Origin of the sequence: Microbacterium algihabitans (assembly GCF_032464975.1) — a bacterium.
In the GTDB taxonomy this organism is placed as follows: domain Bacteria; phylum Actinomycetota; class Actinomycetes; order Actinomycetales; family Microbacteriaceae; genus Microbacterium; species Microbacterium algihabitans.
Map to the genome: position 1 here is coordinate 845,615 of NZ_JAWDIU010000001.1, position 13,337 is coordinate 858,951.

At 70.7% G+C, this 13,337-nt stretch carries 10 protein-coding genes; 6 read left to right on the top strand and 4 right to left on the bottom strand.

The features are described 5' to 3' along the window. From RWH43_RS03995 to RWH43_RS04020, 6 genes are all read left to right on the top strand, one after another. Window positions 1-258 (top strand): glutaredoxin family protein, encoded by a 258-nt coding sequence (locus RWH43_RS03995; protein WP_103206884.1) that lies wholly within the window; start codon window positions 1-3, stop codon window positions 256-258. A gap of 10 nt (window positions 259-268) precedes the next feature. Beyond that, complete coding sequence (locus RWH43_RS04000; RefSeq protein ID WP_316000721.1) at window positions 269-1,207, top strand: amidohydrolase family protein; 939 nt, start codon at window positions 269-271, stop codon at window positions 1,205-1,207. 37 nt (window positions 1,208-1,244) lie between these two features. Next, window positions 1,245-2,483 carry a kynureninase gene (locus RWH43_RS04005; protein ID WP_316001109.1) on the top strand — a complete coding sequence of 413 codons (1,239 nt, stop codon included), beginning with the start codon at window positions 1,245-1,247 and terminating at the stop codon, window positions 2,481-2,483. A gap of 58 nt (window positions 2,484-2,541) precedes the next feature. Next, entirely contained in the window at window positions 2,542-4,290 is a 1,749-nt protein-coding gene (locus RWH43_RS04010; RefSeq protein ID WP_222123896.1) for a cation:proton antiporter, read from the top strand. A 95-nt stretch (window positions 4,291-4,385) separates the two neighbouring features. Further along, a complete protein-coding gene (locus RWH43_RS04015; RefSeq protein WP_230704093.1) occupies window positions 4,386-5,138 on the top strand; it encodes an SDR family NAD(P)-dependent oxidoreductase in 753 nt (250 codons plus the stop codon). Between the two features lie 162 nt (window positions 5,139-5,300). Next, the gene (locus tag RWH43_RS04020; protein ID WP_230704092.1) at window positions 5,301-5,777 is read left to right on the top strand and encodes a dehydrogenase; all 477 of its coding nucleotides are present in this window, start codon (window positions 5,301-5,303) and stop codon (window positions 5,775-5,777) included. Window positions 5,778-6,020: 243 nt separating this feature from the next. Here RWH43_RS04020 and RWH43_RS04025 read toward each other — a convergent pair whose 3' ends face one another. The 4 genes from RWH43_RS04025 to RWH43_RS04040 all read right to left on the bottom strand — a co-directional run bounded on the left by RWH43_RS04025 (window position 6,021) and on the right by RWH43_RS04040 (window position 13,109). Then, window positions 6,021-8,360 carry an ATP-binding cassette domain-containing protein gene (locus RWH43_RS04025; RefSeq protein ID WP_316000722.1) on the bottom strand — a complete coding sequence of 780 codons (2,340 nt, stop codon included), beginning with the start codon at window positions 8,358-8,360 and terminating at the stop codon, window positions 6,021-6,023. A 218-nt stretch (window positions 8,361-8,578) separates the two neighbouring features. Further along, window positions 8,579-10,126: a DEAD/DEAH box helicase gene (locus RWH43_RS04030; RefSeq protein WP_144830120.1), complete on the bottom strand. Its 1,548-nt coding sequence runs from the start codon at window positions 10,124-10,126 to the stop codon at window positions 8,579-8,581. 184 nt (window positions 10,127-10,310) lie between these two features. Further along, window positions 10,311-10,883 (bottom strand): DNA-3-methyladenine glycosylase I, encoded by a 573-nt coding sequence (locus RWH43_RS04035; RefSeq protein WP_144830123.1) that lies wholly within the window; start codon window positions 10,881-10,883, stop codon window positions 10,311-10,313. A 123-nt stretch (window positions 10,884-11,006) separates the two neighbouring features. Beyond that, the gene (locus RWH43_RS04040) at window positions 11,007-13,109 is read right to left on the bottom strand and encodes an acyl-CoA dehydrogenase family protein (protein WP_144830126.1); all 2,103 of its coding nucleotides are present in this window, start codon (window positions 13,107-13,109) and stop codon (window positions 11,007-11,009) included. Between the last annotated feature and the right edge of the window lie 228 nt (window positions 13,110-13,337).

Sequence of the window (13,337 nt, forward strand, 5' to 3'; positions counted from 1 at the left end):
ATGTCCTCCGACGCACCCATCCGTATGTTCGGCGCCGACTGGTGCCGCGATTGCATCCGTACGAAGAAGCAGCTCGACGAGCTCGGCATCGACTACGAGTACATCGACCTCGTGGCCGACCCCTCGGCCGCCGACGTCGCCAAGGAGATCTCGGGTCGCACCAGCATCCCCGTGGTCGTCTACCCCGACTCCAGCCACCACGTCGAGCCCTCGAACGCCGACGTCGAGTCGAAGCTGCGCGAGCTCTCGCTGATCTGATCGGGTCGGCGTGACCCTCTCCGCCGCGTGGCCGGTGCGCCGCGCGCTCACCGCAGAGCTCGGCACGGCGGTGCCCGCGTTCGTCGATCATCACGTGCACCTGCACCTGATCGACGTCGCGGGCCTGCCCTCTCGCGGGATCGCCGCGGTCGTCGACCTCGGCGGCGATCCCATGGCCCTCGCCCGACGCACCTCCGGCCTGCCGCGGGTGTCGTTCGCCGGAGCCTTCCTGACCGCACCCGGCGGATACCCCTCGGGCAGGTCGTGGGCGCCGGCGCCCGTCGTGCGCACGATTACCGACGCGTCTCGGCATCCGGGAGTCGAGGGCGGAGCCCGAACCGCCGTGGATGAGCAGGCGGATGCCGGGGCCTCGGTCATCAAGATCGCGTTGCACGCCGACGCGGGGCCGGTCGTGTCGGACGAGGAGCTCGCGGCCATCGTGGCGTCGGCGCGGGAGCGTGGTCTGCCGACCGTCGCGCACGCCCAGGGTCGCGGGCAGGTCGACCGGGCCATCGCGGCCGGAGTCGACGCCCTGGCCCACACACCGTTCGACGAACCCGTGACCCGCCGGCAGATCTCGCGCGCGGTGTCGGGGGGACAGGCGTGGATCTCGACGCTCGACATCCACAAGGGCGCCGACCGCGCGCGGGCGATCACGAACCTCCGAGCCTTCGCCGCGCGCGGAGGGCGCGTGCTCTACGGCACCGACCTCGGCAACGGCTCACTGCCCGTCGGCCTGAACCGCCGGGAGCTGCTCGCCCTGCACGAGGCCGGGGTGCGGGGGGACGCGCTCATCGACGCGCTGACCGATCCGTGGCCGGCGGTCCGATCCGACGACGCGGTGTCGACGTTCATCGCGGGCCCCGCCCCCACCGACCCCGACGACGTGCCGACGTGGCTCAGCCGCGGAACCGTCGTCCCCACCGAGGAGCTCACCCGTGTCGACTGACCCCACCCCCGACTTCGGTTCCGTCGACGGCCTCGAGGTGCCCCACCGCTCGCTCCGCGGCGACGCGACACGTGCGGACGCGGCCGATCCCCTCGCCGCCCACCGCGACGCCTTCGTGGGAGCCGAGACCTCGCTGGTCTACTTCGATGGCAACTCGCTGGGCCGACCGCCGCGGGCCACGGCCGCGCGCCTCTCCCGCTTCGTGTCCGAGGAGTGGGGCGGTCGTCTCATCCGCGGGTGGGACGAGTCGTGGATGGACCTCCCCTTCGCCATCGGCGACCGCATCGGGCGGGTCGCCCTGTGCGCGGCATCCGGTCAGACCGTGATCGGCGACTCGACCACGGTGCTGTTGTACAAGCTGCTGCGTGCGGCGCTCGACTTTCAGATGGTCGCCGATCCCGAGCGGGTCGAGATCGTCGTGGGTCGAGACGACTTCCCCACCGATCGCTACCTCGTCGAGGGCATCGCCGCCGAGCGCGGTGCGCGTCTCGTGTGGGTCGACGTCGACACGACGCGGGGAGTGGATGCCGATCTGCTCGACGCCGCCGTGAGCCGACGGACCGCGGTGGTGCTGCTCAGTCACGTGTCGTACCGCTCGGGCTTCCTCGCCGACGGGACCGAGCTCACCGCGATCGCGCATCGCGCCGGGGCCCTCGTGCTGTGGGACCTGTGCCACTCCGCCGGCTCGGTTCCGGTCGAGCTCGACGCGTGGGGCGCCGATCTCGCCGTGGGCTGCACCTACAAGTACCTCAACGGCGGGCCCGGCTCCCCCGCGTTCGCATACGTCGCCGAGCGTCATCAGGGGACCCTCGTCCAGCCGGTGCAGGGGTGGATGGGCGCGGCCGACGTGTTCTCGATGGGTCCGGTGTACCGGCCCGCCGACGGCATGCGCCGCTTCTTGTCGGGCACTCCCCCGGTGCTCGCGATGATCGCGATGCAGGACACCCTCGACCTGCTCGAGGAGGCCGGGATCACCGCCGTGCGCGAGAAGTCGATCGCGCTGACGGAGTTCGCCCTCCGCGCGAGCGACGCGCTGCTGACCCCGCTCGGTGTGCGGCTCGCCTCGCCTCGCGATCCCGCGGAGCGCGGCGGCCACGTCACGCTGTCACACCCCGCCATGCGCGCGGTGACGGCACGCCTGTGGCGACAGGACGTCATCCCCGACTACCGCGACCCGCATGGACTGCGGATCGGCTTGTCACCGCTGTCGACGAGCTTCGCCGAGACCCTCACCGGCCTCGAGGCGGTCGCCGCCGCCGTCCGCGCCGAGAGCTGAGGGCCGACACCGGGCTCGCGCATCGAGGGCGCCGGGAGCGGAGGGCTAGCCTCGGAGGGTGATCGATCCCCTCATCCTCGTCGTCGCCGGCGTGGTCGTGGTCGCCCTCGCCACCGTCATCGCGCCGCGCTTCAACGTCGCGGGGCCCCTCGTGCTGCTCGCGATCGGCGCGGCTGTGAGCCTGCTGCCGTTCGTTCCGCCCTTCGCGCTGAACCCCGAGGTCATCCTCATCGGCGTCCTCCCGCCCCTGCTGTACTCCGCGGCCGTGCAGCTGCCCGCGATCGAGTTCCGCCGCGACTTCGCCCCCATCGCGGGGCTCTCGGTGCTGCTGGTGGTCTTCAGCTCGCTCGTGCTCGGGGTGTTCTTCTGGGCGGTCATCCCCGGGCTGGGCCTCGCGCTGGGCATCGCGCTGGGCGCGATCCTCAGTCCGACGGATGCCGTGGCCACCTCGATCGCGAAACGCCTCGGCATCTCTCCGCGGGTCGTGACCATGCTCGAGGGCGAGAGCCTGCTCAACGACGCCACCGCGCTGGTGATGCTGCGCACGGCGGTCGCCGCCGTGGCATCCGGATTCGCCTTCGGCGACGCCCTTGCCAACTTCGCCTGGGCCGTCGTGATCGCCCTCGTCCTCGGCGCGGTCATCGGCTGGGTGAATCTGCGCGTGCGCGAGCGCGTCACCAACTCGGCAGCGAACACCGCGCTGAGCTTCACAATCCCCTTCATCGCCTACCTCCCCACCGAGCACCTCGGCGGGTCGGGACTCGTCGCCGCCGTGGTCGCGGGGATCGTCACCGGGCAGGGAGCGGCGCGTCGCTTCACCCCCGAGCAGCGCATGAGCGACCGGCTGAACTGGCGCACGATCGAGCTGATCCTCGAGGGCGGGGTCTTCCTCGTGTTCGGCCTCGAGCTGAAAGACATCGTCACCGCCAACCTGCGCGAGCACGAGGGGCTCTGGCACGGCACGTGGCTCGCTCTGTCGGCCCTCGGCATCACGCTCGCGGTGCGGGCGCTGTACGTGTCGAACCTCGTCTGGGTGCAGGGTCGCCGCAGCCGGCGGGCCGACCGCCATCAGGAGCGGATCGACGGAGCGCAGGAACGACTCGACCGCTTCGAAGAGGCCTACCGCAACGCGCCGGAGCAGTTCGGCGCGTCGGCGGCGAACCCCGAGCGCGCGGAGCGGCGCATCGGCTGGATGCGCGGCCGCATCTCGCGCACCATGGCCGACCTCGACTACTACCGCGACACCCCGCTGGGGGCGCGCCACGGAACCGTCATCGTCTGGGCGGGTATGCGGGGTGTGGTCACTCTCGCGGCCGCGCAGACGCTGCCGGAAAATACCTCGCAGCGCCCGCTGCTGATCTTCGTCGCGTTCCTCGTGGCGCTGTTCAGCCTGGTGCTGCAGGGACTCACCCTCGGGCCCGTCGTGCGCGCGGTCGGACTCACCGGCAAGGGCGGAGAGGGTCCGTCCCGCGAGGAGCAGCAGGCTCTCGACCTCGAGCTGCGCGAAGCCGCCGTCTCGGCCGTCGCCTCGGGCGCGCTGACGCGCCGCAACGGCGACGCCTTCTCCCCCGAGCTGGTCGAGCGCGCCGGGGCCCTCGTCGTGCGCCCGCCCGACGAGGAGGCGACCGAGAGGGTGCGCGATCTGCTCGAGCTGCGCCTGGCCTCGATCGAGGCGATGCGTCATCGCCTCGGGGCGCTCAGTCGCGATGGCCGGTACAGCACGGCTGCGCTGCGCCACGCTCTCGCCGAGCTCGACGCCGACCAGCTCAGCCTCGAGCTGCGCATCGACGACGGCGACGACGACTGACGCGGAATACCCCGCCCCTCCACGCCGTTTCCATTCATGCGCATGCGGTCACCGCGAAAGTCGTGGCGACTCGACGGCGGGAGAGAAGAGCATCCATGAGCAGGTTCGCCCAGAAGGTCGCCCTCGTCACCGGAGGCGGAAGCGGAATCGGTGCCGAGATCGCACGGAAGCTGGCCGGCGAAGGCGCCTCGGTCGTCGTCACCGACATCAACGAGGACGCCGCGAAGAAGGTCGTCGCGCAGATCACCGAGGCCGGCGGAACCGCCGCCGCGTTCGCTCAGAACACCGCGAAGTGGCAGGACTCCGAAGCAGCCGTGGACTTCGCGAAGCAGACCTACGGCGGCCTCCACCTCGCCGTCAACAACGCCGGCATCGGCGGCCCCGCGGCCACCATCGGCGATTACGACGTCGACGCGTGGGACCGCGTGCGCTCGATCAACCTCGACGGCGTCTTCTACGGACTGAAGTTCCAGCTGCCCGCGATCGTCGCCTCGGGCGGCGGCGCGATCGTCAACATGGCGTCGGTGCTCGGCTCGGTCGGCATCGCGCAGAGCTCCGCCTACGTCGCCACCAAGCACGCGCTCGTCGGACTCACGAAGGTCGCCGCTCTCGAGTACACCGCGCAGGGTGTTCGCACCAACGCGGTCGGTCCCGGCTTCATCGACACCCCCCTCGTGCGCGCCAGCCTCTCGCCCGAAGCGCTCGCGCACCTCGAGACCGAGCACGCCGCCGGCCGCCTCGGAACGGATGCCGAAGTCGCCGCGCTCACGCTCTTCCTGCTGAGCGACGACGCGTCGTTCATCTCGGGCAGCTACCACCTCGTCGACGGCGGGTACTCGGCCCACTGAGTCCGCCCCGTCGTTCCCGGGCCCGTCGCGCAGCGCGCGGCGGGCCCGTAGCGTCGGTGGGTGGTCGGGACGCGGGTGTGCTGGCCACGGCCGGGACGGCCACCGATGGGCGGGAAGGGGGATTCGCAGGGGCCGTACGGCACAATGGAGGTGGAGGTTTCCATGAGCGATCCGATCCCGACGATGCCGTCATCTGCGGATGCCGCCGGGACCAGCCCCGTGCCCCTCGCGCACGCGGCTGCCGAGTGCCCGAAGTGCTTCACCGAGCTGCAGAGCGACCGCGACTGGTGGCGCGCCCGCCCGTCGGGATCCCGCCTGGTCGGCCTTGTGGTCTCACGCCCCGACATGGAGTCGGTCAAGCAGCAGCGCGATGACCTGACCCGCTTCGGGGTGCCGATCGAGGGCTTCCGTCACCCCGCCCCCGAGACGCTCGAGGGATGGGCGGGCCGCCTCGACCGGTTCTTCGGAACCCTTACGCGCGGCGACGTCCTCGTTGTCGCGAGCGTGCACGCACTCGGCCTCACGCGCGAGGACGAGACGCGCGCGGTCGCCGATCTGCGTCGCCGCGGCGTCATGGTCAAGGTGCTGTCGCACGGCGACCGCCACCTGCACGACGCGACGCTCCACACGCACGGCTGAGGCGCAGCCGCCCCGCCGCTGTCGCGCGGGGAGGTCCCTGAGCCTGTCGAAGGGACCGGACACTTCACCGGGCCCCGCCGACTTCGCGCGGGAGGTCCCTGAGCTTGTCGAAGGGACCGGCGCACCGGGCCCCGTCGTCGCACGGAAGGTCCCTGAGCCTGTCGAAGGGACCGGGCATTTCGCCAGGCGCTGCCGTCGTCGCACGGAAGGCCCCCGAGCCCGTCGAAGGGACCGGGGCTCCCCTCAGGCGCCGACGTAGCGCGCGAGATGCTCCCCCGTCAGGGTCGAGCGCTGCTCGACGAGCTGCGCGGGCGTCCCCTCGAACACGATCGAACCGCCGTCGCGCCCGGCCCCCGGGCCGAGGTCGATGATCCAGTCGGCGTGGGCCATGACGGCCTGATGGTGCTCGATGACGACGACGGTGTTGCCGTCGTCGACCAGGCGGTCCAACAGCCGCAGCAGCGTGTCGACGTCGGCGAGGTGCAGGCCGGTGGTCGGCTCGTCGAGCACGTAGACGGCCCCCGGCTTCGCCATCGAGATCGCGAGCTTCAACCGCTGGCGCTCGCCTCCCGACAGGGTGCTCAGCGACTGACCGAGGGTCAGGTAGCCGAGCCCGACGTCGCGGAGGCGACCGAGCACCGCGGCCGCCGGACCCTTCGTGAGGAAATCGGCCGCCTCGTCGACCGACATCGCGAGCACCTCGGCGATGTTCTTGCCGTCGAGGGTGTACTCGAGCACGTCGTCGGAAAAGCCTGTTCCCTCGCAGAGTTCGCACACGGTCTCGACCGTCGATTGGAAGCCCAGCTGCGTGACGATCACGCCGAGGCCTCGGCAGGCCGGGCACGCGCCCTCGCTGTTCGCGCTGAACAGGGCGGGTTTGACCCCGTTGGCCTTCGCGAACGCCGCACGCACGGCGTCGAGGATGCCGGTGTACGTGGCGGGGCTGCTGCGCCGCGACCCCTTGATCGCGGTCTGGTCGACGACCACGACGTCGTCGAACGCGGGCAGGTTGCCGTGAATGAGAGACGACTTGCCGGAGCCGGCGACCCCCGTGACCACGGTCAAGACCCCGCGAGGCACGTCGACGTCGACGCCCCGGAGGTTGTGCTGGGTCGCGCCGCGGATCGGCATGGACCCCGTGGCCGACCGGACCTTCTCACGCAGCTGGGCCCGATGGTCGAAGAAGCGCCCGGTGAGGGTGTCGGAGGCACGGAGTCCTGCGACGTCGCCCTCGAACTGGATCGTGCCGCCCGCACGCCCCGCTCGCGGGCCCAGATCGACGACGTGATCGGCGATCTCGATGACCTCGGGCTTGTGCTCGACGACGAGCACGGTGTTGCCCTTGTCGCGCAGCTGCAGGAGCGTCTCGTTCATGCGCTGGATGTCGTGCGGGTGCAGGCCCGCGGTGGGCTCGTCGAAGACGTAGGTGATGTCGCTGAGGCTCGAGCCGAGATGCCGGATCATCTTCGTGCGCTGCGCCTCACCGCCCGACAGCGTTCCGCTCGCGCGGTCGAGCGAGAGATAGCCGAGGCCGATGTGCACGAAGGAGTCGAGCGTCTCGCGAAGCCCCTGCGCGAGAGGCGCGACCGACGGATCGTCGACCGTGCGCACCCAGGCGGCGAGATCGGTGATCTGCATGGCCGCGGCATCCGCGATGTTCACTCCGTCGATGCGCGACGAGCGAGCACCCTCGTTGAGCCGGGTGCCCTCGCACGCCGGGCAGGCGACGAAGGTGACCGCGCGGTCGACGAAGGCGCGGATGTGCGGCTGGAGCGCGTCGCGGTCTTTCTGCAGCATCGACTTCGTGATCTTGAGCACGAGGCCCTCGTAGGTCATGTTGGTGTTCGCGATGCGGATCTTGGTCTGCTCGCGGTACAGGAAGTCGTTGCGCTCCTGCTCGGTGAACTGCTCGATCGGCTTGTCGGCGTCGAAGAAGCCCGATTCGCTGAAGACGCGCACCATCCAGCCGTCGGCGGTGTAGCCCGGCACGAGGATGGCGCCGGCGTTGAGCGACAGCGTCTTGTCGACGAGCTGATCGAGGTCGATCTCGCTGACCTGACCGAGTCCCTCGCACTCGGGGCACATGCCGCCGGTGATCTCGAACGAGCGGCGCTCCTTCTGCCCCTTCTTGGCACCGGTCGCGTGGGTCACGGCACCCGCGCCCGAGATCGACGGCACGTTGAACGAGAACGCCTGCGACGAGCCGACGTGCGGCTGCCCGATCCGGCTGAACAGCACGCGCAGCATCGCTTGCACGTCGGTGGCCGTGCCGACCGTGGAGCGCGCGTTGGCGCCCATGCGCTCTTGATCGACGCGGATGGTGGCGCTGAGATTCTCGAGCGCGTCGACGTCGGGCCGCGACAGCTCGCCCATGAACTGCTGCACGAACGTGGGGTAGGTCTCGTTGATGAGCCGCTGCGACTCGGCCGCGATCGTTCCGAACACGAGCGACGACTTGCCCGACCCGCTGACCCCGGTGAACACGGTGAGCCGACGCTTGGGCACGTCGAGGTCGACGTTCTTCAGGTTGTTCTCGCGGGCGCCGCGCACGTGGATGACGTCGTGGGCGTCGGATTCGGTCATGGGCGTCTCCTCGGATCGACCCCAGTGTGGCGGAGACCTCCGACATTCGCGAGGCGCGACGGACCGGGAGGCGCTGCCGTGCGGATCCGACGGGTGACACGCCGCTCCTCGGCGTTCGGCATCCGGCGCGGCGTGGTCCACATCCGCACGACGGCAGCTGCCTCCGGAGACGACGATGCCCCCGCAGACGGATCTGCGGGGGCAATGGGAAAGTCGACTCAGCCTTGGGCGCGACGGTTCGTGCGGGGGCTGCGTGCTCCGACGACCATGCCGGTCGTGGGGGTTCCGGATGCCGAGCGCCCGGCGCCCTGCGGACGACCTGCACCCGTGCGCTGACCACCGGCGGCCGACTGGCCGCGGCCTGCACCGGAGGAACGCTGACCCTGGCCGCGACCGCCCTGCGGGGCCCGTCCGGCGGCGGGAGCATCGGTGCCCTGGGCGCTGCCACCCCGACCGCGGCGCTGGCGACCGCCACCGGCGGCGGGAGCCACGGCATCCGTGCCCTGCGTGCGCTGTGCGCGCTTGCGCTGGGCGTTGGCGCCCTGCGAGCGGCCGCCGCCCTGCGGCTGGGCCACGATGGGCTCGGGCTTGACGTAGGCGGCGACCTCGCCGACGAGCGCGACGACCTCGGGAGAGGTCGGGGTCACGGCCGTGGGCGTGGCCGAGATCTTGGCCTTGCGCAGGATGTCGAGGGTGTCGCGACGCTGCTCGGGGAGCATGATCGTGACGACGTCACCGGCGGTGCCGGCACGGGCGGTGCGGCCTGAGCGGTGCAGGTACGCCTTGTGCTCGACGGGCGGGTCGACGTGGACGACGAGCTCGACACCGTCGACGTGCACGCCGCGGGCGGCGACGTCGGTGGCGACGAGCACCTTGGCGCGTCCGTCGCCGAAGGCGGCGAGGTTGCGGTCGCGCTGCGGCTGCGACAGGTTTCCGTGCAGGTCGACCGAGGGGATACCCGCAGCCGTCAGAGCCTTCGCGAGCTTCTTGGCCTGGTGCTTGGTGCGCATGAAGAGGATGCGGCGCGCGGTGCCCGAGGCGAGCGTCTGCACGAGGTCTTTCTTGGCGTCGGCGTCGGCGGGAGCGAAGACGTGGTGGGTCATCGCCGCGACGTGCGAGTGCGCCTCGTCGACCGAGTGCAGCACCTCGTTGCGCAGGAAGCGCTTGACGAGCTTGTCCACACCATTGTCGAGCGTGGCCGAGAACAGCAGGCGCTGACCACCGGCGGGCGTGCGCGACAGCAGACGCGTGACGCCCGGGAGGAAGCCGAGGTCGGCCATGTGGTCGGCCTCGTCGAGCACGGTGATCTCGATGTCGTCGAGGCTCGCGTAGCCCTGACCGATGAGGTCTTCGAGGCGACCGGGGCACGCGACGAGGATGTCGACTCCTCCGGCGAACGCGTCGACCTGGCGCTTCTGGTTCACACCGCCGTAGACGGTGGTCGTGACCAGGCCGTAGGCCGCGGCGAGGGGCTTGATGACCTCGTCGATCTGGTTGGCGAGCTCACGGGTGGGGGCGAGCACGAGCGCACGGGGCTTGCGGCCACGACGGCGGTCGTTCTTGCCGGCGAGGCGGGCGACGAGGGGAAGCGCGAAGGCGAGGGTCTTGCCCGAGCCCGTCTTGCCGCGGCCGAGCACGTCGCGGCCGGCCAGGGTGTCGGGCAGGGTGTCGGCCTGAATGGGGAACGCGTCGTTCTTGCCCTGCGAGGCGAGAACGTCGACGAGAGGGGCGGGCACGCCGAAGTCGGCGAAAGTCTGGGACGTCATGAATACTCCTGCCGCGGCGCACGCGCGCACGGCGATTCGGGATGCCGCGAAGCTGCGGCCAAGTGGGCGAAGGCGCCGAGTGGCGCATCCGTTCGCCGTGAAGGTCAAAGGCCCGAAAGAAGGGGCCGGTGCGTTCGACGACGCAGGGAGCGAAGGCTCCCGATGAGACCAGTCTAGCGGGGCGTCACGCCTCCGCGCGCCAGCACCCCGCGACGTGGTCGTCGACCATGCCCGCGGACTGCATGAGCGCGTACATCGTGGTGGGCCCGACGAAGCGGAAACCCCGGCGCCGCAGCTCTGTGCTCAAGGCGGTCGACTCGGCGGTGACGGTGGGCACCTCGGCGAACGTGCGGGGAGGGGTGTGCGCCACCGGCGCGAACGACCACATCAGGGCGTCGAGCTCCCCGTCGGCCATGCGTTCGAGGAGGCCGGCGTTGCCGATCACGGCCTCGATCTTGGCGCGATTACGGATGATCCCGGCATCCTGCATCAATCTCTCGACGTCGTCGGGGCCGAAGGCGGCGACCACCGCCGGATCGAAGTCATGGAACACCTCGCGGAAGCGCGGACGCTTGCGCAGGATCGTGATCCAGGCGAGCCCGGCCTGGAAGCCCTCGAGGCTCATCTTCTCGAAGAGGCGACGGTCGCCGTGCAGCGCCGTGCCCCACTCCTCGTCGTGGTAGCGCTGATACTCGGCGTCGGCGCCCGCCCAGGCGCAGCGCCGGATGCCGTCGGCTCCGGTCACGAGATCGGTCATGGGACCCAGGCTAGAGGGGACCTCCGACACCGCGGCATCCGGAACCTCGTCCTGCCTCGCGGACGGGGCTGACACGAGAGCAGGCCGACCCGTCGCGGATCGGCCTGCTCTCGTGCGGATGCGTTATTTGCCGGGCTTCTTCTCCGGAACGGGAGCCGTGCCCGACGCCTTCAGCTCGGCGTAGTACGCGGCCGCCTCGTTCTGGCGGTCGTCCTCGACACCCGAGGCGATCGACGCCCGGATGTGCTCGGGGCCGTAGCCGAACGCATCGACCAGGTCTTGCGCGTGCGGGCGCAGACGACGGCACAGGCGGTCGATGTAGCTCGACACCGCGGCCCCGCGCTGCGCGGAGAGGCGGCCGTTGATGAGGTACCACGCGAGGTGCTTCTCGATGAGCTGCAGGCCGAAGAGGTCGCGCAGCCAGGTGAGCACCGTGAGCGTGTCGCGGTCGGTGATGCGGTTGATGGCGTCGGTGAACGCCTCCCACAGCAGCAGTTCGCCGTGCGCGCGCGCCGCTTCGATCAGCTGCGCCTGGTTCTCGTTGAACAGCGCCGCCGCGTCTTCGCGCGAGAGCTTGGATGCCGGGCGCAGGCGCCCCGCGATGTCGGCGATCATCTGCTGCACACGGTCGGCGAGCAGCTCGTGCTGCTGCTCGGCGCGCAGGCCCCGCTCGACCGCACGGGCGGTGGAGCCGAAGTCGGACACGGCCTGGCCGAGCTGACGCATGCCCGCGCCGTGGAACAGCTTGCCGGCGGTCTGACCGACCGCGAAGGCGGCCAGCTGCTTGGCGTCCTTGCCCTTGAACTGGCGGGCGTAGTCGGCGAGGAGTCGCTTGCCGACGAGCTGCAGCAGGATGTTGTTGTCGCCCTCGAACGTCACGTAGATGTCGAGGTCGGCGCGCAGGCCCACGAGGCGGTTCTCGAAGAGGAAGCCCTGCCCGCCGCACGCCTCGCGCGACTCCTGCAGGGTGTCGAGCGCGTGCCAGGTCGACAGCGGCTTGAGCGCCGCGGCGAGGGTCTCGAGGTCTTCGCGGTCGGCGTCGGTGTCGAGGCGACCGCTGAAGACGCCGTCGAACTTCTGCAGGAACTCGTCGTGGGCGAAGATCTGCGCGTACGTGGTGGCCAGACGCGGGAGCAGGCGACGCTGGTGCTTGCCGTAGTCGAGCAGGGTCACCTCGGGGGTGCCGCTGCCGGAGTCGAACTGACGACGCTGGTTGCCGTAGGTGATGGCGATCGTGAGGCCGATGGCCGAGGCCCAGGCCGCGGCACCGTCGAGCGACACGCGACCCTGCACGAGCGTGCCGAGCATCGTGAAGAAGCGACGACCGGGGCTGGCGATGTCGCTCGAGTAGGTGCCGTCGGCGGCGACGTCGCCGTAGCGGTTCAGCAGGTTGGTGCGCGGGATGCGCACCTGGTCGAAGTGGAGACGGCCGTTGTCGATGCCGTTCAGACCGCCCTTGAGGCCGTCGTCTTCACCGCCGATGCCGGGGAAGAAGTTCCCCTCGTCGTCGCGCAGCGGCACGTAGAAGCAGTGCACGCCGTGGTTGACGCCGTCGGTGATGAGCTGGGCGAAGACCGTCGCTGCCTTGCCGTGCAGGGCCGCGTTGCCGAGGTAGTCCTTCCACGCACCGCGGAACGGCGTGTGGATGACGAACTCCTCGGTCGCGGGGTCGTAGGTCGCGGTGGTGCCGATGGCCGACACGTCGGAGCCGTGCCCGGTCTCGGTCATCGCGAAGGCGCCGGGGATGTCGAGGCTCATGATGCCCGGGAGCCACTTGTCGTGGTGCTCGCGCGTGCCCAGCTGCAGCACCGCCGAGCCGAACAGGCCCCACTGCACGCCCGACTTGATCTGCAGGCTCGGGTCGGCGGCCACGAGCTCTTCGAAGCCGGCAATGTTGGCGCCGTTGTTCTCTTCGCCCCCGAAACGCTTCGGGAAGGCGCGGTGCACGGCCTTGTTCTGCACCAGCAGGTGCAGCTGGCTGAGGGTGCGCTCGCGGTGCGCGTCCATGCCGAGGCTGTCGTCGCGCCAGAGGGCGGGATCCTTGATCAGCTCGCGCGCCTGGCGGCGGGTGTCGCCCCAGGTGCCGAGCAGCAGGTCGGTGACCCGCTCGGTATCGATACGCGCCTCGGAGGCCTCGGCGGCGGAGTGCGGCGCGGTGGGCGCACCCCCGACGGGCGTACGCGTGCTCGTGGCGGGCGTGGTGGGACGGACGGCGGCGTCGGTCATTCTCGGCACCTTTCGACGTTGCAAAGGACGACTCTCACGGTAGGTGTCCCACAACGACAACCCAAACCTCCTGTGCGATACGCACAACACCCGCGGGCCCCGCTGCGAGAGGTCGTTGTGGGTGGTCAACATTCCCGTGAGAGGACTGAGCGGTCGCGCGCGACCGAGCGAGGTCCCTGAGCCTGTCGAAGGGACCGGGACCCGTGCGGAGCTCAGTTCGCGGTGGCT